At 50.0% G+C, this 21,646-nt stretch carries 23 protein-coding genes; 8 read left to right on the top strand and 15 right to left on the bottom strand.

The window, feature by feature from the left end; genetic code table 11:
• Window positions 1–11: 11 nt before the first annotated feature.
• The 12 genes from ACQ9LF_RS10210 to ACQ9LF_RS10265 all read right to left on the bottom strand — a co-directional run bounded on the left by ACQ9LF_RS10210 (window position 12) and on the right by ACQ9LF_RS10265 (window position 9,212).
• Window positions 12–788 carry a phage adaptor protein gene (locus tag ACQ9LF_RS10210; protein ID WP_462489298.1) on the bottom strand — a complete coding sequence of 259 codons (777 nt, stop codon included), beginning with the start codon at window positions 786–788 and terminating at the stop codon, window positions 12–14.
• A 3-nt stretch (window positions 789–791) separates the two neighbouring features.
• Window positions 792–974 (bottom strand): hypothetical protein, encoded by a 183-nt coding sequence (locus ACQ9LF_RS10215; RefSeq protein WP_462489299.1) that lies wholly within the window; start codon window positions 972–974, stop codon window positions 792–794.
• Window positions 975–1,014: 40 nt separating this feature from the next.
• Window positions 1,015–1,494: a hypothetical protein gene (locus ACQ9LF_RS10220; protein WP_462489300.1), complete on the bottom strand. Its 480-nt coding sequence runs from the start codon at window positions 1,492–1,494 to the stop codon at window positions 1,015–1,017.
• A 15-nt stretch (window positions 1,495–1,509) separates the two neighbouring features.
• Window positions 1,510–2,589: a phage major capsid protein gene (locus tag ACQ9LF_RS10225; protein WP_462489301.1), complete on the bottom strand. Its 1,080-nt coding sequence runs from the start codon at window positions 2,587–2,589 to the stop codon at window positions 1,510–1,512.
• A gap of 55 nt (window positions 2,590–2,644) precedes the next feature.
• Window positions 2,645–3,661: a hypothetical protein gene (locus tag ACQ9LF_RS10230; protein WP_462489302.1), complete on the bottom strand. Its 1,017-nt coding sequence runs from the start codon at window positions 3,659–3,661 to the stop codon at window positions 2,645–2,647.
• Window positions 3,658–3,936, bottom strand: a complete 279-nt coding sequence (locus tag ACQ9LF_RS10235; protein WP_462489303.1) for a hypothetical protein — start codon at window positions 3,934–3,936, stop codon at window positions 3,658–3,660. The genes ACQ9LF_RS10230 and ACQ9LF_RS10235 overlap by 4 nt, the downstream gene beginning before the upstream one ends.
• Window positions 3,936–4,283: a hypothetical protein gene (locus tag ACQ9LF_RS10240; protein ID WP_462489304.1), complete on the bottom strand. Its 348-nt coding sequence runs from the start codon at window positions 4,281–4,283 to the stop codon at window positions 3,936–3,938. Before ACQ9LF_RS10240 ends, ACQ9LF_RS10235 begins: the two co-directional genes overlap by 1 nt.
• Complete coding sequence (locus ACQ9LF_RS10245) at window positions 4,283–4,543, bottom strand: hypothetical protein (protein ID WP_462489305.1); 261 nt, start codon at window positions 4,541–4,543, stop codon at window positions 4,283–4,285. The genes ACQ9LF_RS10240 and ACQ9LF_RS10245 overlap by 1 nt, the downstream gene beginning before the upstream one ends.
• The gene (locus tag ACQ9LF_RS10250; protein WP_462489306.1) at window positions 4,540–6,312 is read right to left on the bottom strand and encodes a hypothetical protein; all 1,773 of its coding nucleotides are present in this window, start codon (window positions 6,310–6,312) and stop codon (window positions 4,540–4,542) included. The genes ACQ9LF_RS10245 and ACQ9LF_RS10250 overlap by 4 nt, the downstream gene beginning before the upstream one ends.
• Window positions 6,313–6,444: 132 nt before the next feature.
• Window positions 6,445–6,939, bottom strand: coding sequence for a hypothetical protein (locus tag ACQ9LF_RS10255; protein ID WP_462489307.1), 495 nt, complete (start codon window positions 6,937–6,939; stop codon window positions 6,445–6,447).
• Between the two features lie 19 nt (window positions 6,940–6,958).
• On the bottom strand, window positions 6,959–8,773 hold the full coding sequence (locus tag ACQ9LF_RS10260; RefSeq protein ID WP_462489308.1) for a hypothetical protein: 1,815 nt from the start codon (window positions 8,771–8,773) through the stop codon (window positions 6,959–6,961).
• Window positions 8,664–9,212: a hypothetical protein gene (locus ACQ9LF_RS10265; protein WP_462489309.1), complete on the bottom strand. Its 549-nt coding sequence runs from the start codon at window positions 9,210–9,212 to the stop codon at window positions 8,664–8,666. The genes ACQ9LF_RS10260 and ACQ9LF_RS10265 overlap by 110 nt, the downstream gene beginning before the upstream one ends.
• Before the next feature lie 450 nt (window positions 9,213–9,662).
• Here ACQ9LF_RS10265 and ACQ9LF_RS10270 point away from each other — a divergent pair, with 450 nt between their 5' ends.
• From ACQ9LF_RS10270 to ACQ9LF_RS10305, 8 genes are all read left to right on the top strand, one after another.
• Window positions 9,663–9,860, top strand: coding sequence for a hypothetical protein (locus ACQ9LF_RS10270; protein WP_462489310.1), 198 nt, complete (start codon window positions 9,663–9,665; stop codon window positions 9,858–9,860).
• A gap of 106 nt (window positions 9,861–9,966) precedes the next feature.
• A complete protein-coding gene (locus ACQ9LF_RS10275; RefSeq protein ID WP_462489311.1) occupies window positions 9,967–10,158 on the top strand; it encodes a hypothetical protein in 192 nt (63 codons plus the stop codon).
• Window positions 10,143–10,391 carry a hypothetical protein gene (locus tag ACQ9LF_RS10280; RefSeq protein WP_462489312.1) on the top strand — a complete coding sequence of 83 codons (249 nt, stop codon included), beginning with the start codon at window positions 10,143–10,145 and terminating at the stop codon, window positions 10,389–10,391. Before ACQ9LF_RS10275 ends, ACQ9LF_RS10280 begins: the two co-directional genes overlap by 16 nt.
• 7 nt (window positions 10,392–10,398) lie before the next feature.
• Window positions 10,399–10,887: a recombinase family protein gene (locus tag ACQ9LF_RS10285; protein ID WP_462489313.1), complete on the top strand. Its 489-nt coding sequence runs from the start codon at window positions 10,399–10,401 to the stop codon at window positions 10,885–10,887.
• A gap of 418 nt (window positions 10,888–11,305) precedes the next feature.
• On the top strand, window positions 11,306–11,635 hold the full coding sequence (locus ACQ9LF_RS10290; protein WP_462489314.1) for a helix-turn-helix transcriptional regulator: 330 nt from the start codon (window positions 11,306–11,308) through the stop codon (window positions 11,633–11,635).
• A complete protein-coding gene (locus ACQ9LF_RS10295) occupies window positions 11,592–12,002 on the top strand; it encodes a hypothetical protein (RefSeq protein WP_462489315.1) in 411 nt (136 codons plus the stop codon). Before ACQ9LF_RS10290 ends, ACQ9LF_RS10295 begins: the two co-directional genes overlap by 44 nt.
• Window positions 11,983–12,399, top strand: coding sequence for a hypothetical protein (locus ACQ9LF_RS10300; RefSeq protein WP_462489316.1), 417 nt, complete (start codon window positions 11,983–11,985; stop codon window positions 12,397–12,399). The genes ACQ9LF_RS10295 and ACQ9LF_RS10300 overlap by 20 nt, the downstream gene beginning before the upstream one ends.
• Window positions 12,400–12,402: 3 nt before the next feature.
• Window positions 12,403–12,660: a hypothetical protein gene (locus ACQ9LF_RS10305; RefSeq protein WP_462489317.1), complete on the top strand. Its 258-nt coding sequence runs from the start codon at window positions 12,403–12,405 to the stop codon at window positions 12,658–12,660.
• Between the two features lie 6 nt (window positions 12,661–12,666).
• Here ACQ9LF_RS10305 and ACQ9LF_RS10310 read toward each other — a convergent pair whose 3' ends face one another.
• The 3 genes from ACQ9LF_RS10310 to ACQ9LF_RS10320 all read right to left on the bottom strand — a co-directional run bounded on the left by ACQ9LF_RS10310 (window position 12,667) and on the right by ACQ9LF_RS10320 (window position 21,552).
• Window positions 12,667–13,008, bottom strand: coding sequence for a hypothetical protein (locus ACQ9LF_RS10310; RefSeq protein WP_462489318.1), 342 nt, complete (start codon window positions 13,006–13,008; stop codon window positions 12,667–12,669).
• Window positions 13,009–13,212: 204 nt separating this feature from the next.
• Window positions 13,213–13,677 (bottom strand): ankyrin repeat domain-containing protein, encoded by a 465-nt coding sequence (locus tag ACQ9LF_RS10315; protein WP_462489319.1) that lies wholly within the window; start codon window positions 13,675–13,677, stop codon window positions 13,213–13,215.
• A gap of 15 nt (window positions 13,678–13,692) precedes the next feature.
• Window positions 13,693–21,552 carry an RHS repeat-associated core domain-containing protein gene (locus tag ACQ9LF_RS10320; RefSeq protein WP_462489320.1) on the bottom strand — a complete coding sequence of 2,620 codons (7,860 nt, stop codon included), beginning with the start codon at window positions 21,550–21,552 and terminating at the stop codon, window positions 13,693–13,695.
• Between the last annotated feature and the right edge of the window lie 94 nt (window positions 21,553–21,646).

A 21,646-nucleotide genomic window follows, 5' to 3' on the forward strand; every position in this document is an offset into this window, starting at 1 on the left:
GTAGGGTCTCTTTAGCTAATTATCTGGCCATGCACGGTCACATACGTCAGGCGGTCATTGGCTGTATTGCCTGCCCCGTCGGAACGGTCGGCGTTATATCCCAGAAAATCCGCCCCGCTGGTCTTGCGGTCGATCTGGATACTGGCCGTCAGCCGCTCCATAAACTTATCCCAGTGAATGGCCTTTTCATCGTTAAGCCGCTGTTCAGCAATCGAAAGGCAGCTTTCAAGAATTGTCTCACAGTGAAGCTGACCGCCGTAGGGATAGGGATTTTCATTGCTCAGGGCCTTCGGCAGCACGTAATAACGGTATGACAGGTCCAGGCTGATATCCGGTGTCGGCCAGAACAAAATCTCAAACCGCTGAATCGCCGTGCCGGTACTGCTCTTGGGCCGTATTGCCGCCTGCGTGGGCTTGCCCCCCTGCAAACTGCCCTGTCGGAGCGTTCGGATTGCCGACTCTCCAACCAGACAGACCGGGCTGGTTACAGTCCCTGCCGGATAGGTCAATACCCCGACGATCCCTCCGAAATCCTCCGGCAGATCGTAATCACCCAGACCACCAACCAGCGGCAAGACCGTCACCGGACGCAGAAACGACCACTGGTGCGAACCGGCCTGTCCCTGCACCGGCGGCGGCACATAGAATTGGCGAAGCCCTGATTTAATGCAGTCTTCAATATCTGCCCATTCCTGGCTGCCGTCATCCGGGCCACAGACATTACGTCCATAGCCCAGATAACGGCCTATCGCCTGCTGCAACTCATTGTAGGTAATCGAAAGACTCACGGCTTATGTCGCACTGGACAGTTTCAGGACACCATTGTCGGAAAAAATCGTCCGCCCATCATGGGCATCAACGGTCGGTATCACCTTCAAAGCCGCATAGCCATTTCCAAACAGGGCGGCCAGCTTGCTGTTCAGCAAGGCATCCAGCCGCTGGTCAAACTGCGTTTCAAAATTAATCTGATTCATACTTCATCCTTGTTTTTGGGGTTGATCAAAACACCGCTGGTTAGGCCGAAATCTGCCGGTTGCCTGTATCCAGATAGACCCGTTTCAGTTGAACTACGGCGGGGTTGGCCGCTCCCACCGCTTCCAGTAGTACCGCCGCACCACATCCGACGGCTCCCGCCGATTCCGACAGGACACCGCCTTTGGTGGCATGGTATTTCCACTTGAGGGTGGAATATTCCGCCACCCCATCCACCGCACCATCCAGCACCAGGGCCTCGGTGATGCTGCCGGGTTCGTCAATCTCCAAAAACCCTTTCTGGCCTGCCGCAATCACCATGCTTTTGCGGCTGATCCCGGCAAACAGGCGGTTTAAGGCCGCCGTTGCGTTCATTTTGGTCACATACCCCAGGTTGTCCTTGGTCATGTCATAGCCCAGAGATTCGCCCCGGCTGATGGTCACGGCTGTCGGGCCTGCGGTATTATCCAGGCAGACCCGTTTGGGGTGATTCAGTTGCTGATCGATATAGGTTACTTCCATTGTTATGATCCTTTCTTATGCGGCCTTCCAGAGAACAGCCTGTCTGCGAAGATCGGTGCAGAGGATATTCCAGGTCAGGTCAATATGATTGACAAACACCGTATGCTGATTGGGGGCTTTTTCCGGCTCGGCCTCACGAAGGTATTCCCCCTTGAGGAAGACCGGGTAGAACCAGGCAAAATTGATGAAGTAGATATCGCCTTCAACGTTGGCCGGAGTCCCTTCGTTCTCATTGCCGGGGTCAAGCTGCGGACACCAGACAATGGGATGCCTGCGAAAGGTCATCGCATCATCATACGGGGCCAGATCACGTCCCAGGTTTTCGTTCTGGGCCTCACCGATCTTTTCGATGGCCTCGACCGTCGCCAGATCGGTATAGATACGGTACTGCTGGCCTTTGCCCTTGCGATAGTCGGGGATGTCCACCGGCGATTCAAACATGATCATCCGATGGGCACGCCGCATCAGGGCAATGAGGCTGTTTTTCGTTACCGAGGTATATTGCCCCGTCCAATTATGCCACTTGGGATGGCTCAATCCGCCAGCCCCATTGGCTTCAAACGCAGGCCGGTCACTGTTAAATCCGGCAAACCCAACCCCGCTGCCGCCAATGGTGGCAAACTTGTTGATCCAGTATTTAACCCCAAACGGCGTTAAATTGTCCTGCGAATCGACCGGCGCACCCCAGAAGTTCTTTTCCATCAGCTCAATCAGAGCCAGCATCGCATCGGTTCGCCGCACCTTCATCAGGTTGACAATCCGGCTTGCTCCCTGGTTCATGGCCATCTCACGCCGCTCAAAGGCGTAATTGGTGGTCGTATGCCGCCAGGGGATAGCAACCTGCTTCATCACATCGGCAACATTGACCGCATCTTTGGCATACAGGCCGGTATTTTTGGCCGCCTGCGAATTATCCACCATGATGTTCCGCTGGATGCCGTTGCCGGAATCAAACTGCACCTTGTCCTTTTTCATGATCTTGCCCATGACATCGTAATGCTGAAGATCCTGGGCAATCTGATTGAATTTCAGCTTGCCAAGCTCTTTCTGCGTCGATAGGGCTAAATCCCTGATTTGATCATCTGTTAAATTCATTTGTCTATTCCTTTGTTGTTAGATTGAAACCACTTGATATTGTTCTTTGGGTATGTCAAAAGTCCTCTTCCATTTCATTTTGGTCATAGGCCCCAAACTCACGGAGTTTATCCCGCACGGCATTGGTCGCCCGCTGGGAAGGAGAGAGGGTATCTTTGCCCGTCCTGTTGGAGGGCCGGGAGATAATCTGCTCGGCACGTTTTTGAAGCTGGCCGGCAATCTCTTTTCGTGTATTCTTTTTAATCGTGTCGCCGAAGATGCTGTTGACGGCCCGCTGAAAAAGCTGTTTGACGGGCGGGACGGGTTTACCCGTATGGTCATAGCCTGCGGCAATGGCATTCATTTCCTCAATCACCTTGCAGCGGTTTTTGAAGAATTCCGAATCCGTGCCGATCTCCTCAAGACCGCCCTTGCCGAGCGTCTGAGAAAATCCATCGCCCAGTTCGGAAACCAGCCCCTCAAAGGTCCGCTCAAACGAATGTTCCGACTGCCGATGGACCATCTGCATGACACTGCCGAGGGCATTTTTCAGACTGTTGATCTGGTCGGCGGTCGATTGGATCGCCTTGCACAGGTCGGGATCATAGAGGTCCGGGTCCAGTTCGACCTTAAACTCCCCGGCAGGGTCGGCAGGTGTCCGAGGTTCCTGTTTGTCTTCTTTGGCAGGCTCTTTGGCGGCCTTGGGTTCCAGCAGACTGCACAGCCGCTCAAGCTGCTGGGGCGTTTTATACAACGCCAAATCCGCATCCGAGATGCCGAGCTTTTTGGCCTTGGCCACCAGTTCCTCAGATAACAACGAGGCCGCTTCTTTGTCCTGTTTGGCAGCCGGTTTATCGGTTTTGTCGTCGGTCTTGTCGGAGGATTTAGCCGGACGTTTCTCTTTGGCCGGGTCAGCAGACTTATCGTCGGGATTATCGTCAGACTCCAGATTGTCGATAATCGGAACTTTATATTCCTCATCATCCTGCGGTTCTTCAATATCGTATGGGGTATCCGCCCCGTCGGGCTGGATATCATCCTGTATCTCCTGCGGATCAAAATCCGGTTCTTCCGCAATCGCACTTTCTGTCATGATAAAACTCCTGAAAATCTGAGCATTTCCACTCGCACTGTTTTTCCTGTTTCTTTTTTCATATAAAGGCCCTTGGCCGAGGCGTCCCGTGTCCGAATTTCAAACTTCTCGTTGTCATCGATAGTCCAGATTGTCGTACTTCCGGAAGCCGGGATCAGATACAGACATCCCCCTTTGGGATGGATGATGATCGATGCGGTATCGTCCGGTACTTTGTAAAACAACTCGCCGTTGCCATCGAAATCCGTATCCGCCTTATTGATAATTGTGATCATTATGGGTCTCCGTATCCGCCGTTTCTGTCATGCAGACCAATGGCACGACAGTAATTTTTCCGATGCTCTCTGCCGGTAAAGATGGCACGCCCATCCGGGGCAAACTGTGTGGGAATACCGATCCGGACCGAATGGTCATAGGCCTCTTTGATCTGGCTGGGATGGACTCCCGCCGCATCGCTTTTCATGGGCCAGTTGCCGGGCGTATGCCGGGTTCCGGCATGTTCGGCACGGAGATTCCGCTTAAATACCGTCTTGCCGAGCCGGACCTGTCGAGGGGCCTTGCCCAGCGGGTAAAATCGGCAGATGGTATGGTCCTGGTCGTCTGTAAAACAATACTGCGGCATCAGCGGTCCCTCCCCTTTTTGACAATACAGGGACTGGCAAGAATCCTGTTGTGCGTGTCCTTGAGCAGTTCCAGCACCTCTCTCGAATGCTGATCGACCTGGCAGATCGCCTGTGTATTGGCACTGATAATCTGGTTGGTCGTTTCCAGCAGCTTGATGAGGTTGCGGATCAGCCAGACCAGGATCATCAAAAGCACCGCACACATCCCGGCAAAGCCGTACTGTAAAATCGGGTCCATCAAAAAACTGTCCGGTTTCATCCTGTCGGCCTCCGTAACGCCGCAAGCTCCGATCCCTGGGCCTTGCCGCCCAGCAATGTCTGCATCAGAGCCGCATCCTTGCCCTGCCGGGTCGCTCCGGGGCGATTGACCCGCTCGGAGATGTGGCGAGTCACCGGCGCCCGCATTTTCTGCGGCGGCTGGCCCACCATGCCCGGCTTGTACGTCGAAGGCGGCGCGGCAAATTCAAGAATATCTTCCAGTTCACTGACGTTGGTATATTTGGCGATGATGGATAACAGGGCTTCAAAGTTAATCCCGATCCCCTGCTCGGCCATCATCGGTGCGTAGGGAGCTAAAAACTGCTGAAAGACCTGAACCAGGGCCTGAAGTTTCATCTGCGGGGTCTGGTGCTGCATCGAGAACGGTTCGATCTCGACGTTATAGTCCAGGAAATCCCCCTCTCTGGATTCGGCATCAAAGGTTACCGGCACAGACAGATGGTCAAACCCCGGCACGGTCTTGGTCAACGGCAGTTCAATCAGAGGGTCGTTCCACAGGTAAAATCCCAGGTCACAGATCACCTCTTTGGAAAACTCGATGACCCGGTCCTGCATATCCGCCACCCGTTTGGAGGCGTTCTGGGCCAGCAGTTGATCCTGCCCCAGCGTGTCGGCCATCGGGGACAGTCCCCCCAGTGAATCGAGATTGCCCCCCAGATAGACAAACAAATCCTTGACCTGCAGGAGAAACGCCAGCGATGGCTGGTCAATACCGCCAAAGCGATATTCTCTGGCCCGGTCGGGGTTGTCCATCTTGAGGGCCTCGCCGTCATTGGCCCTGACAATCCGGTCGCCATCGTCTTCGGAACCGGTCTGTACGCCAAGCACGGTCTTTTGCCGTTCGGCCTGCCTGCCGAGTTTTCGGAACAGACGGTTGGCCAGATCATGCAAATCCATCCATAACGCACTGGGGGCCAGCGGCATGATATTGCCCGGCACTTCGGAAAACGACAGTATCTTGTACGGCCCGGTTTCAGGCCCATCCCACTCAATTATCCGCAGGGGTTTGCCCTCGCCTTCGGCGGGGATTGTCACCAGCAGATTCTCAAAGGGAAGCCATATATCCCACAGTTCCACATGGTCCTTGAATTCGTCCGGGTCGGTCTCCATCCCATGCGAAAGACTTTCCGCCTTGGTATCCCCGCTTTCGTTATAAGCGGTCTTGACCGTCGCCTGCAAATTGCCGGTATTCTTAAAAGCCTTGGATTCCTTGACCAGTTCCAGCGGCAGGCGGTATCGATCCCCCATAAACTGACACTGTTCCAGCCGGGTGGCGGTGGTATCATGGACCCAATTGTCCAGCGAAACCACTTCCGCAAACGGCTGGCCGACATCGTGGAGAAAGCCCGCGATTTCCACCGAAGCCCGGCGTTCCAGACCGGTCTTGACAATGCCCATACTGAACAAAGCGTCAATAACCGCCAGACGAAAGGTCTGCCCCAGGCGGATTTCCCGAATCAGGTGATTGAGCGCCAGCTCAAAATCCGCCGCCATTGGCTTTAACACCCCAAACCGGGTCTGCACCAACGCCTTCGGCGCTCGTGCGGCCATTTGCTGGGTGTAGATATTGACCGCCAGTTCCAGGAGATTGACCGGTACGCGGTCGGAGGTTCCATCATCGGAATAATGGAATCCCACATACTGGCGAATCGCATCATACCGCTGCTGTCGGAACGGCATCAGCTTGCGGCGGCTATAGCAAATCGCCTCTCGCAATCGTTTTAATTTGGTTTCTGGTAAATTCATCATCGTTTTTGCGGGCAACAAAAAAGAGAGCAGCACAGTGGTACAGCACTGTACTGCTCTCCTTATTTGTTCTTGCGTTGTCTGTCAGGTTGGCCGACCCGACACACAAACCCGGTATTTAGTTGTCTTTCAAGGTTACGCGACTTGTTTCTGCTCAGCGATAACCTGATCCTTTCGTACATTGTCCACTTTATTGCCGATACCCCAGCCAATGCCCGCCAGATTCAACAGTGACATCAGCACCGCCATACCGCTGACCGTCCCGCCGGAGGCATAGTTTCCAACGGCCCCGGAGGCGATCTCAAGGATTTGGCTTTTGCGTTCGTCCTGATGATTAAGGTCTTCCAGACCGGCTTCTTTGCGGTCGTTATGGGCGGCAATTTTGGCATTGTGTTTTTCCAGCATCGCTTCAATATCGATGGTTTCCTGTTTCAACTGCTGTTCAGCTTCCAGGGCCTCAATCACAAAGGCCTGCCGATCCACCTTGACCTTCGGGTCATGGATGGATTGAGTCGTACTGCAACCAATCAATAAAAACACCAGAACCGCCAGAATAGGAATAAGCACCCCGAAGAACTGCCCCCGGTTGTGATCAATCCAGTTTGTGATTTTGTGAAAATAGTCCGTCATCGCTGCGTTCCTTTCAAAATTACCAATATACTTTTGCTTGTTTGCGTTCATTGGCCTGCTGGCGACGTGCCCACAGGCAGTTGCGGGGAATATCCGCTGTCTGGCTGACAATCGGTTTATAGTCCTTCATGCCCTTCCAGCAGAGGGCATCGGCGATTACCCGGTCTCCGTGGTTATCCCTGGCCCCGGTCGGATCGACGGTGTTGATACTCCGCGAATGCTCGACGGAACCATTGGACTGAAATACATATTCCCTGCATTCCCGCAGGGCATGATACGACCGGTTGACAAAATGCCCCGCCGCCAGTGCCTTGCGGTACTCTCCCAGCAAAACCAGCTTGCTTTCCTTGGTCGAATACCAGCCGGGGGTATCTGAGATACGGGCACCCAGAGCCTTATCGTTACGTCGGTAATAGATATTGCGGTATCCCAACTCCAGCACACAGGGGCCGAATATCGCCCCCGGCCCGTTGGCTTCCCAGATCATATAGGCCCCGTTACACCAGCGAGCCAGGGCAACGGCATATTTAGCCAGCGTGTGTGGGGCAATCCCCGACGATGACAACTCAGCAATCTTTTCGCGGGTCTGCTGGTTGGCAATGCTGATGCAGGAATTGCTTGCGCCGGTTCCGGCGGCAATGTCAATTCCCATCACACACTGCATGGTATCTGGGATTTTCCCGTGCATATCGAGATTCACCCACAGATGCAGCTTGCCTTTGTCGGCGGCAAGAAACTCCAGCGGCTGAGCCGTCTGAAGGTCATAATCCAAATCGCCCACCTTATAGGCGGGCCGTACATCGTCGGCTTGCAATTTCGTCAGAATCGCAGGGTCAAAAAACTGGTAATTACTGCCCAGGTAGTCAATATCCAGTTCCTGGGCAATCTCCATCGGGTGGGCAGCACGCTTGCACTGCTGATCATACCAGGGAGAACGGAGTTTGCCGTCTGCGATGAACTCATACCCGCCAGGTATAGTCTTATGACGATCATCCAGAACGACAATAGCTCCGTTCTCAGTGGTATATAATCCCTTGGATTTAATCGGATGCTGACTCCAGTGCATTCGCAGCTTTCGGATATCCGTCATCCGCATATCGTAAAACGCATTGCCGACACCCTTGGGTGTCGAGTTAAACAGGCGGCAAGGCGTGGTATCACGGGTTGCGGCAAGCACCGCATGGCCGTCATCCACCGAGGCAAACTCATCCAGCAAAACCGCCGTCCTGCGTCCGCCACGCCCGACATCGCCGGTCGTTGATGCCCCGTCGATAGTCGATCCATTGTCCTGATTGTATATGTGCAGCTTGTTGCGGTTAATGGAAGGCCTCAGCCACGCCGGTTGATTCTTGTGGATAAAGTCAATCTTCCAGAACAGGCTGTCCGGGTCTTCGGTCTTATCGACCAGGTTTTCCACACGGGACACCATCAAAAACGACTGCAAATCGAAAAACTGAAACCGGTACTGCGGGACCAGCAGGCACAGCCAGCTTGCCCCCATATCACGGCTTTTCTCGATAAACAGGTCGTAATTGCCTATCGCCTGATTGATCTGGAGGATTGCATCATCCTGATAATCGTAGGTGATAAACGGCAGTGCCGAGGGCACTTTTCGCGGATCATAAGTAAAGACAAACGTATTGACATAAAACAGCGGGTCACGTTTGCACATGATCCATAATTCCTGGGCCGCCTTGACATCGGAAGCCCCCATGCGGATCATCTCACGGCGAAACCTCAGATTCGCCGCAAAGTCCTTGGGAACCAGATGATAATACGGCGTCAGCATGCGCCCGCTCGATTCGGCTGATAAGGCCGAGTTGCTCTCTGCCATCGTCTGCAAACCTCTGTAGTTGTTCAATGCCTGTCTTACTTGGCAGGATTCGTACCCAGATGGAACGGTAGAACTCTTTGAGCAGGTCAGGATGCCGCCGGACACGGAGCAATAAACTCCATGCTCCGGCACTGGGAGCCATGTCGGGCGTAACATCGAGCATGTCGATGTTATCGAAGACCCATTCGACCACCACCAGGCTGCTGGCCTTGTCCTTGCCTGCGAATTGCTCCAGCAGAACAGACCCGCCGCCGTCAGCATCATCAGGCTGATCGTCAGCAGGACTATCCCCCGCACCGGCAAACGGCTCCATTGCCATCGCATACGCGACCTTGGCTTCGTGGCCGTCCTGCTTGTATTTTTCCCGCAATTCAAGGAACTCATTCCATTTGCCTTCCCGTTTTAATCTGGTTTTAAATTCGTCTCGTGTTTCAACCATATCCTCGCATTAAAATGAAAACGTCGAGCACACAAAGCCCTTTTTTATTTTTTCTTTACTTTTTTTCAGATACTAAAAACATCGTTCAAAAATCACTGTCGCGGCTGACGGGCTAAGTAGGGATGTTATCGACGACCGGCTGGGGGGTCTGGTTCAATCCTGACGGAACGAAAGAATGCTTTTGTTTTTTTCCTGCTCACTGGAGGCGTTGACCTGTCTGTCAAGCCTGCAAAAATCAAGTCCAACAGCCCTATATGACCTTGAAATGGGGCGATTGTGGACATCAACAGGCGGATTGAACCGCACCCTTGACGCCAAAACGTCCAGATTTGCCCCTGACATACCATGTTGGATGCAGGACATTGAACGTTGGACGTTTGATTTTGCATGGTAAGCCTCGCGCGCGTGCGCGGGAGAGCGGCTTTTCTGAGTTAGGTCACGGGGGTTTTGATGTCGTTTGTGAATCAATGGAGCGGCGGGACATTCCATCGCAGGGCTGAATCACACACCGAGCATATTGCACGTGGAATCACACGCACAAACGCAGTGGAAGGCATCAATGGGTATCAATCGTGGGCTTTGAATGGGAGTTGTTGGGTGTTGGGATATGAAAATTATAACGGCAGCGTCGAGCATGAGAAGGGCTAATTTGAAAAAAAGAAGTAAATATGAAAACTTTATTCTTGATATTTCCCATGCACAATGATATTATTAAAAAAGTAAGGGTCAATACAAAAAATGAAAGGATAAAACCATGAGTGAAACACAGCGTGCCAAAGAACGAGCGATTGAATTATGGATCAAGATGTGCAAATGGGATGGTGTCGCACCGGACAGCCCCTTTGTGGTATTCAGTGATACCAATCCCTATCAAGGCGAATATGATGCGGTGATAACTTATCTGAAGGCCACACAACAACAGGAGGCCTTATGCCTTACCCGCTAAACAAAACCGTCAGCCGTGAAAGTCATGGTTTTGTCAGAGAGGCAGGCAAGACCCGACAGGTCATTATTATCCTTCAGCCGCCGAATCTGATTGGGTTTCGAGCCAAAGGCTGCCGCAAGGTCTATCATCTGACATCCGATGCCTGTTATTCTCTGGCAGTCAAGGCGGAAATAGCGGCTGCCAGACGTGAGAAGATGCAGGCAAAAAAACAAACACGGACAACCCGCAGGTGATGATGTGATGGAAAAGGTTGTTCTCTACGCCCGTTTCAGTCCCCGCCGTAATGCCGAACAATGCGAATCCATCGAGATTCAGTTCGACCTGTGCCGGGATTATTGCCGTAAACGCAACTATGACATCATAGCAGAACACAGCGACCGTGCCCTGTCCGGCGGCGAAGAGGACAGGCCCGGTCTCTGGAATGCCATTGAATCCCTCAAACGCGATTATTTGCTGGTCGTCTATCGTCTTGATCGACTGGCCCGAAGCGTGTATCTGTCCTACCTCATCGAACAAGCCGTTAAAAAACGCCACGCCAAAATCGTCTCCATCTGCGGCGAAGGAACCTTTCAGGATAATCCCGAAGATGAATTAGTCCGCCGTATCCTTCAGGCCCTGGCCGAATATGAACGCAAGGTCATTGCCGCCCGCACCAAGGCCGCCATGCAGCGTCACCAGGCCAATTGCCGTAAAATCAGTTCTATCGCCCCCCTATGGCTTCACCATTGACCCCTGTCAGCCGGACAGACTCATCCTACATGTCCATGAACAGAAAACCATCCGCCTCATCCAGCGTTTAAAACACAGAGACCTCAGTTGCCGTGCCATCTGCCGACTGCTGCAATCCCATCACATCCCCGCTCGCGGACAAAGCTGGCATCATGCCACCATCACTAAAATCCTTGCTCGAATTGAACAGTAACATAAAATTTTAGGTTAACAGAAAATATTTTTTAGCCGATATGCCATTTTCCGGCTGCACTAACATGCGCAATCGTGCGCTCTACTGCCTTCTACTGCATCACACAAAAACGCTCTATCTGTTTAAAACACAATTACTTAGAAAAATATTAAAATTGACTATACTCCAAATATTTTCTAAACATTACTGTATGAAACCGTTTTATTACTTGTAGGATTGACAACTTTGAAACACGAACAGACTGAAGGGTTACTGACTGCGCAGCAGGTGTCGGAAATGGCAAAGATATCCATTCGCTCGATATGGATTCTACGCAGGAGAAATATGCTCCCCAGAGAAGTCTCTATTGGCTGTCGCATGGTACGGTGGAGAAAGTCGGATATTCTGATGTGGATTGAATGGGGATGCCCCAGCCAAGCCTATTTTGAAGCCAGAAAAGCCGACTATTCGGGGTGCAAAGACTATCTGCGCCTCAGTCGAGATAGAAAATCGACCAAGAAAAGGAAACGACATGGATGTCGAGACAAAACTAAATTACAGGTGCGTGCGGTGTAAGAAAGTCTATAGTACGTTGCGGGGCATCAGTTCCCACGTAAACCAAATCCATAACAAGAAATTCAGGCACAGAGATTTTGAGCTGACCACCGAAGAGGCCCAGCCTCTCCGGTACGGCAAATCCCGCAGCCGGGATGCGCGTATTCAGGAAGCCCAGATTCGCTGTAATACCCCGAATTTCGAGTGTGTCCATTGCGGCAAGGTGTCCGGGTCTGCGGCATCGATTGCCGCCCACGTCCGCTCTGCGCACAAAAAACCACTGGAACCGAACGATTATATCCGCACGGCAAAAGAGGCAAATCCGTCGAATCGAAAACGCAAAGAATCATTAACTGAAAGGATCGCTGATGAAGAAACCAGCGTATGAATGTCTGATCAATGGCTGCAACAAGAAAAATAAATCCTCCGTGGGCATCAAAACCCACCTGAGACGGGCACATGGGATTCACCCCGCCGTCGAGTCGGAACACTATAAACTATCCGAACCCACCCCCCAGCAGTCTGAGCATAACTGGCGGGCCTGGCAGAAATACGACGACGGCTCCCGGAAATTCCGGCTGATTGACGGCCAATGGGTCAAACAAAAGCCGGGCCAATACTTCCGGCCCACACGCCCCTATAAACACCGCCCCAACTCAGAAAAACGCATTGAAACGCAGTTTGGCCAGCCGACGGTTGACAACGGCTTTATTCTATTGCCAATCACACTGCGAATACCCTTCAACTTAGGAATCCCCCAAATCATTCAGGATGAACAGGAGTAACCAATGACAGAGAGAAACAGATACGGATTGAACAAACACGGACGAGTGGACTGGAGAAACACCTGCAACAAAAAATGCCTGGACCTGCTGGCCTGGGGATTTTCCATTAGCTGTATTGAACGCGAAACCGGCCTTACCCCCGGCAAAATTATGTACCGGGCCAGGGCCAGAAAAATCAAAATTAGCGAATTCCGCAACGGTGTTGGCCCCAAAGCCGTCGTCCTGCTGTCACGATTTAAGATAAAAAAACAAGGGGCATGACATTAACTACACGTCAAAGGCCCTGTCAAGTTCATTCCTCAATTTGGAAATGGCTTGCTTGTATTCTTTGGTTTTATATAAATGATTATATTTATGAATGAATTTTCCAAGCAATTTGGCTACAGATTTTACCTCTTTTTTCATTTCATCTGTTGAGGCGATCTGATTTGATAGATGGGCGTATTCATTAAGGAACGCCTGCATAACCGCATTGTCTCTTATCAATTGGAAGGCTTTTTCTTCAATCTCCTGATTCCAGTCGTCCAACTTGACCATCTGGTCCCCCACCACCAAATAAATAACATCCTGTTTGACAACGAGCTTAAAAGGTTTTTGAGCATTATCCATTGATTATCCCTATCACCAGATTGTTATTGATTAACCAGACACGGGTAAAGTCTGAACAATAAAAAAGACCTGCCGGGCGGGGTCGGAGTTAGGAGAAAAACCCGACAGGTCTGTATGGAACACTTGAAACAATAAGCAGTGGCGCATTTTAATTTGAAGCGCAACGCTTCAGATTAAAATCCGGGTTAAGTTCAAAAATATTCATTAATCCGCTCGATTTAATATCTGTATTAACTCTGAATCTTTTATCTGTGTTGCGAAATCCAATGCCGATCTGCCCGCTTTATTTTTATGATGTGGATCGGCCCCATGCTTCATTAAAAGCTGAACTAAATCATAATAACCCTTTGCAAAAAAGACAGCATACCACAATGGATTATTGCCATGTATATCCACTAAATTGATTTGACATCCTTTTTCAATAATCTTTTTAGCTATTTCATATTGCTGGTGTGTCGCTGCATAATGCAAAGGGGTGCTCCCTTTTCTTGTTTGTTGATTTAAGTTAATGTTTCTATCAATGAGTTCATGTGCCACTTGGGGATTATGTGCTATCGCTTCATGCAACAAATTCTCTTTATCGTCATTGAGAATGTTAACATCGACCGAGCTAAGCGATCTTAATATATCCGCCGGGCTATCACACCTTATAATTTGAAAAATATCCATTAGAACTTCCTTTCTTTAGTCATATTTCTGGCTTCTATTTCCGCTTATAGATTGTGGATGATAATTCTGGGGATCTCTATATCTTTTTAAAAATTCATCTTTTGATATTTTTCCACTCATATAATCGTCATGCAACTTTTTATATGATTCACCATATTTGTGTCCCATATCCCATTGTCCATTCCGAGGTTTAGTCTTATCCCAAAATAACTGTTCGCCTGTATATGGATCGTAAACATTTCCATCAGAACTTTTTGCATTCTCCCACACATTATCTACTTGGTCTTTCCCATAATTTGGGCGACTTTTGGAATACGGCATTTTTGCGTTGTCCGATGCTTGTTCAGCTTTCTTTGCCGCACTAACTGCTTCGTCTGCTGCTTTTTCGGAGGTCTTCGCACCCTTACTCAAATCCACCACTTCATCTGCGGGCTTAAGAAGATCATCCACTAATCCAGTCGCATCATCGCATAAGGCATTGGCTGGCTTTTTACAATTTTTCACCACTTTGGCAACATTTCCAGCGCCCACGGTAATGAGAAAATAGGCTGATTCACCTCCAACAAATTTACTGACCTGATGCTGGAATGGGTCTTCATCCATCAGAAGACCTTTCGACCAATCAGGAGAGGGGATTTCGTATATATCTGCTCCAAATAAATTACATGTAGAGGCAGGAAGATTGACAACGCCAATCACGGCGTCCTGCAAGCCATTGGCCGTATTTGCCGTTCCCTGCCCAATACCCACAATAATTCCCACACAGGTATCTTTGGCTACACAGCAGCATTCTTCCTTCCAATTATCGTCTATGCCGCGAAGTTTTCGTTCCTGTCTGACTGCCTGATATTTGGCTTCGTAATATTGCTGTAATTGACGAAGCTGTTGACGTTTGGCAATATTTTCCTCTGAAAAATATCCCAGAGGATTGGACCAGCTAAAGCCTTCTTTCCACCAGCTATCAGTATTCCGTTCAAATAAGCCGTATGGATCAGTGTAATTGGTCGGATTATTGGTCACATACTCATATAGATTCATCGAATCCGCATAGCCGATGGGGTCTATCTGGATAAACCGCCCGCTGGCCGGATCATACGCCCTGAATCTCAGATGATAGAGCGATGTTTCAGCATCATACCGATACCCTGCAAACAAGAACGGATTTCCTGCCACAGAGGGCACAGAGGAATCAGAGGGTTTTCCATAGACATCGTAGTTATAGAACTCCCGGTCTTCCTCGCGGTTGAATCTGCCGCCGATGAGTCCCCGGACAGAGCCGAGGGCATCATGCAGATAGTAGTAGTGGGATTCCTTGCTGGAAGGAATAGACCATTCGGCGGCAAAGTGAGCGAAGTCTTTGAGGTCAATCGTGTTATCATTGACCACGTCCAGACTGTCATCGTAATTGGAGTCGTTCGGGTCACTCAGCCACACCGCACATAAGGCCAGGAACTGGTCTAAATCATCCTGACTGCCTTCATATTCCGGCAGGAACATGGCAAGAATTTCATCGGTCCCGTTGCCATAGACGAATTCCCGCACTAACTGCGGGGTCGCTCCTTCATATTCGGCAATGACCTGATGATGAGTATCGTAATAGAAGTAGGTTGTCTTGCCTCCGGCGGTCTTTTTGATTCTCCTGCCGAGAGCATCGTACCCATATTCGGCAAGGGTGGTCGTTCCATCCTGAACGTCGATCAGCCGGTTGTGGGCATCATAGTGATAAGTGTATCCATAACCATCTATCCAGAGATTCCCATTCTCATCATGGCTATAGGTGTAAGACGACGTGGCTCCCGCAAGCCCTTCATTCATCCCGGAATACTGGTTAAGACTGTTGTGAGAATAGGTCTTGGTATTGGTCAGTAATCCATAGTTTTCCCGGACCTGATACCGGTTTCCAAGATGATCATAGTCAAATTCATCCGTTCGAGAATTCTGGGAGGTCGGAGTCATCATCAGCGTCATCGTACCGGACTCTTCGGTATCCAGAGTTGAGGACAGCGATAATGCACTGACTGCCGCAAGGGAATCTGACAATACATCTGTTTCAGCGACCAGCGGCAGTGATTCACGGCTCATCAGGTTGCCGTCGGCATTATAGGTCGAGCATATCTGAGAAATTAATGTTCCGTCCTCATCATAGGTACTGAACACCACCACTTTGCCCCCGGAATCCGGATAGAGAGTAAACAGGGTAATCCTGTCGGAGGCATCATAGACAATCTGGGCGATAATCACGCCGTCGTCATTACGAAGGGTTTCAGCCTTGAGGTTGCTGTTGGCCGTTCCGAACTCCGACAGGGTTAATAATTTAGCCTCAGAGGACACAGAGGCCTTAGAGGGTAAAGGCCGGATTGCCGCCTCGGCGGGAGCAGCAGAATAATAATCAGTGTCATCTGTGAAATCTGTGGTTCCATTATCCACCCACTGCGAGGCAAACATTACCAACTCGTCAATCGAAAATCGAGAATCGTCAATACGCCGGGCAAAGCCGGATGTGGCAGCATAATCCACCTGCTCCAGCCTGCGAAGAGCATCATAATAATACCGATCCCAGACCGGCGCGGACAGGTGATTGTATTTCTCCTGCCGCCGGTTGCCGACGGAGTCATAGGTATAGATAAAGTCAAGGATTGAGGCATTCAGGGAATCCACGGCCTTGATCTCTTCGATCCGTCCCAGTTCGTCAAGACCCCGCTGTTCGGTTATAACCGGTTCGGGATAATCAATTGCCTTGGGCGAATTGCCGTAATAGGTATAATTGACGATGGTGTCATTGCCCCGGTCAATGGCTTTAATCCTGCCCAGGCCATCGTGAGTATAGGATAGCGTGGTATCACCATGCGTCTGGTTGACCGGATTACCGCTGCCGTCATATTCCCAGGTGGTGGTAATGGAACTCAGGCTATAGTATGTCGCGGTTTCCGACTCCCGGAGACCAAACCCGTTATAGGTAAATTCAGAATAGGCGGTCGTGTCGCCATCTTCCTGTTTTTCCGCGGATAGCAGGTTGCCCGCTCCATCATAGCGGAATAGTTCTTTAAAGGTGGGGTCTCCGCCAACATTGGCGTTTTCATCATCGCTGACTAAGGTCAGATTGCCGAGTTGGTCATACCAGGAATAAAGGATGGTTCCATCCCGTTTGGTTTCTGTGGCAACCCGATTGAGCAGGGTATATTCATAGCCGACGAATTGATCATCCGGATAGGTAATCTGAGTAACATTGCCGACTTTATCGTACTGATATTCCGTTGTCTGAATGGCAATATTGGAGGTGGTGTCATTGGGGTCGTAAGCATTGACCTGATATAACTGATTGAGTCGATTATAAACATACTCGGTAGTCTTATTGAAGGTGGTGCTGCCATAATCCTCAATAACCTGTCTTGCATTGCCGAATCCATCATAGAGGCTTTGGGTAATGACCCCGTCCGGGGCGATTTCCTGATAGATTCTATCCAGACCATCATAGAGATAGGTCGTGGTAATGTCAGTGCTTTCCTTGACCCCGTCTCCATCCACATCCAGAATCTTCTTAAACACTCTGCCAAAATCATCGTACTCAAAGAACGTGGTGACGACAAAGAAGATATTTTGCGGGTCTTCCTCATCCCTCTGGATTAATTCGGTCTTTTCCGCCTGGGCAGGATTGGCGGATGAATAGACGATAATCTCTTCATTGCCGGATGGGTCAACCGTGCGAATCTTCCTGCCAATGGAATCGTAGTAATAGGTCGTAACCGCTTCCGAAGGGGTATCCCCATAATACATCGTCTGCTGATAGAGCAGGCCTGTCTGCGGATAGTAGGTATAGTCCGTAATCAGGTCATAGCCTTCCAGTGGGTCTTCGGTGCTGTCCGGATGCCGCATAACGACCGTTCTTTGGACATTGCCCAGGTTATCATACCCTGTGCGAATCTGTTTAACGGCAAAGTCATCTGCGGTATTCTCCGGCGTCTCATTGCAGTCATAGACGGTCTGTTTTACGACCTGATTGAGGCTGTTATAGCAATTAACAACATAATGTCCTTCCGGATTGACGGTTTTTTCTGTTCTGCCTGCCGCATCAAAGGTATTGCGGGTGATATAGGCATTGGGATCACTTGGGTCATTGGGATCAATAATTGTTTCCGGTAAACCGGCTGGTGTATAATAGGTGGTGTGGACAACCCCATCCGGTTCAATCATATTGGATTTCCGGCCCAGTATATCATAGCGATATTCTGTCACAATATCATTGGGATCAGGGTCAAAGTTGGTTCGGTCAATGTCCTTTTTAACCGAATACCGGACATTGCCCACCACATCATAAATAGTATGGCTGATGAGGTCATTGACATTGTCAATGATATTGGGTTCAGCACAGACCCGCTGCCAGAGCAGCCTGCCCTGATAGTCATACCCCTTGCGGGTATCGCTCAAAAGGGTTCCATTCTCGACAGCGATCTGGCGTTCCACATCGCCTGCTGCATTATAAAAACTCTCAGTATAGGGGCCATCCGGACTGTCCCGATAAACTCGTTTAACCCGGTCCAGATTGTCATAGGTATAAAGGGTCTTAGTTCCATCGGCCCCAGTCTGTTCTGTCAGATTGCCGTTATCATCATAGTCATACGAAGTCGTCAGGACATCAGCATCCTGTCCCTGGTCAGTATAGCCGGTAATCTCATGGGTGGTCAGACCCCGTCCGTCCCGGATGGTCTTCGTCCATTTTCCGGAAGGATATAGAACCTTGTCAATCTCCCCCTGAAGATTATAAAAATACTCCGTCGTCAGATTCAGACCGTTGTAATCTTCAATGGTCTTTTTCTTCCGGCCTGTGGTATCATACTCCTGTTTGGTGATAATCCAACTATTGGGATCATCATAGGCAAATGCCCCATCATCTTTTGCCTTATAAATGAACTCAACCTTTCCCTCTTGGGTATAGGCATATTTGGCCTGAGACAGCAGGGTAAGTTGGCTGTCAGGCAGGTTGGGGTCGCAATTTTCAGCAATCACAAAGTCCGACAGTAATTCTCCACCGATTCCGTAGGATTTACCGCTTTTCACTCCATCCGGATTGGTCTGGCGGATAACCTGTCCGAAATCATTATACCAAGACGTGGTCGTGGCGGAGTTTTGGGGATTCCCCTGACAGGTGGATGTCAAAAAGCCAGTGGTCGGATCATATGTATAAGTACTGGAAACAGTTTGACCCTCCGAGGCCTTTTTGGTCTCGGTAATAATGCGTCTGCTGCCGTCGTAGTAGTAATGGTTTACCTGACGGTCTGTGCCAGAATTAGGGTCGGTTCGGGTTTCCAGTAAGTACGGAAAGCTGGTCTGATAGGTATAATTAGTAATTCCCCCCTGCGGATTGATGTGCTTTTTAACCTTATACTCATATTCCTCATATCGGTTCGGAATGGCAAAGGCTTGATACTCATACTGCTCCAGAAAACTGTTGGCATTATTTTCGACATCATGCCGATACGAAGAGGTTAACTGGGAATTGGGATCATAAACCTTGACATCCTGTCGTATGCCGTTGGGATAGGTGATAGTCTCAATAATCCGGTTCGGGTCAGAATCGTAAGAATACGAGGTGGTATAGGTTTCTCCGGAAGGGGTATTGGGGTCGGTGTTAAGTTGGTCATATTCTGTTTTGGAGAGGATGTTGGTATAAGAATCATCCTCATAGACGTATTTAACTAATCGGTATTGATTGGGTTGGGTATAGGTCTTTTCTGCAATCCAGTAGGTGGTGGATTGTGCGGTCTCAGTCTTGCAGATGTCCCTGCGGAGACTGACCTGCATAGAACTGGTATTGGGATCATAGACCTTCTGTTCGACCAGGATGGGTTTGGTCTGGTTTTCAATATAGACTTTGGCAGATAATTGGATGTTATCAATCTCGACATGATTGCCGGCGATCTCTATCTTAAATAGGTCAGTATCGTCCGGTCCCAGATAAGAATCCGCATCCCAGGTCCCTTCAAGAACATGCCATTCCGTATCATCCTGAGCGGAAGGCTCCGAGTAAGCAGGAAGTGGAATCAGCGGCTCAGAATAAGCAGAATTGTTTGAATAAAGGGTAATTTGAGCTGCTCCAATTTGAGAGTCACCGGGTGTGGCACGAACCGTCGCCTTAAAGGAATAGGTCATCCGGAGATCGATTGCATCCGACAGAATCTCCGTCAACATATCCCCATTGGGTCTTAAAATCTGGCTGCCATGGGGGGCCTGGCTGATGTCGCAAATCTCCGGTACATCGTTGGAGTTGGTGTTGGTGATCGTCCAGGACGGAATCTCCGTCTGGTCAGTACAACCGGAGACATCCGGCAACTCAAAACTCCAGTTATAGACGGGAATCCATCCCGCATCGACCCATTCCCCATAGATAATCGGGTCATAGGTGTTTTCAAGGATCACCTGGTTATTGGCATTGTACCGTTTGGTAATCAGGTCATCATAATCCGGGTGATATTCCACATGCTCAAACTCCGACAGCCCGCATCCAGAAGAGCAGGTCCCGCTCTGGTACTGGATGACCCTTTGCTGGTCGTCAAATTTAACCGACCACTGGCGGGTCCTGGAAGAATCAGAATTGTCATGATAAGCGACCGTCACATCTTTATTCTCATTACTCCAGTCATACTGGTAGTATTTGTCCGTTGTGGACATATTATTGGGATCGTTAGGATCACTGCCGGTATGAATATAACGGAGTTTGGCGGGGCTGTTGTACTCATAGCTACAGTGCCACTTCTCCTGATTGGTGCTGCCGGTAAAGCTGCCTGTGGGAGAATAGATGACCTTAGAGATGTAGTATTTTTGGCTACCGCTGCTGTCGGCAGGCGAATTGCAGACAAAGAAAAGGGTTCCATCCGATCCCATAGTGTAACTGATATACGTCTCACCTTGAGTTGTGCCGATATGATAATCCCAACCTTCGGCGGCTATATAGGGCGGACATCCCGACACGGCCTCCTGAAATGCGGGATATTTAACCCGGTAGAATGTTGCGGTTTCAGGGATTTTGCAGGTCCCCTGTTCATTGCACAGCATTCCATAGGGATACCCGATGTCTCCTCCCAGCCATTCCTGACCCTGCTGGCAATTGTAATTGCGGGCCAAGGGCAACATCCATGGAGTATCTCCGTCAACGCGATAGGTTTCCTGGACTTTTTCGATATAGCCGTTGGCCGTGCCGCTGCGGACATCGGGAATAAAGTTCTGAGGGTCAAATGAAGTCCGGGGATTATTCCTGACGGAGATCGTGCCGGAGGTATTGGAGATGAAACTGTAAGTTTCATTATTGTAGTCCCGCTTCTGGTAGATTCGGACATCGATGGTAAACGAACTGCCGCTGTACTGAGGAAGGCATTGATTGGGAGCGGCCCTGACGATGATTCTCGACGTGGCGGGATTGGATAGTCTCAGGGTATATTTACAGCCGGTCTGTTTGGCCGAGACGGAAGGCCACCAATCATTGACAGAATAGTCTCCCTGGAATACGATTCCATCCGGGAAAATATGCTCAAAGGCCTTCTGGCTGCCGCGAATACGAATGACTGCATAGGTTCCAGCGTCAGTCGTATCACCATTGCAGGGATTGGTATTCTCGTTACTATCGCATTCGGAACGATGTCTATCAGCTACCGACAGAATATAGCCTGTCGCGCCTTCACCCGCCTGACCGCAGGGGCCTGCGGTTATAACGATGGAGGAATCCGGAGAATTCGTACCCGCCCAGTAGAAATAGGCCCTGCTTTTACCCCATGGACGGCAGGCACTGGAACTGATCGAACAGTCCGGGCAGTCGGCAGCAATGCCTTGAAGAGTTAACGCAATCAGGGACACAAAAAGACAAAGTCTTGTCCACCCATTCATAAAAGACCTCCAATGGTTATCCTTCTCATCTTGACTATAAGAAAATATTATATTGGTTTTACGGACACTACGTCAAGGGTAATTCCGTCTTTAC

Origin of the sequence: Anaeroglomus insulsum (genome assembly GCF_050689095.1) — a bacterium.
Lineage (GTDB): Bacteria > Planctomycetota > Phycisphaerae > Sedimentisphaerales > Anaerohalosphaeraceae > Anaeroglomus > Anaeroglomus insulsum.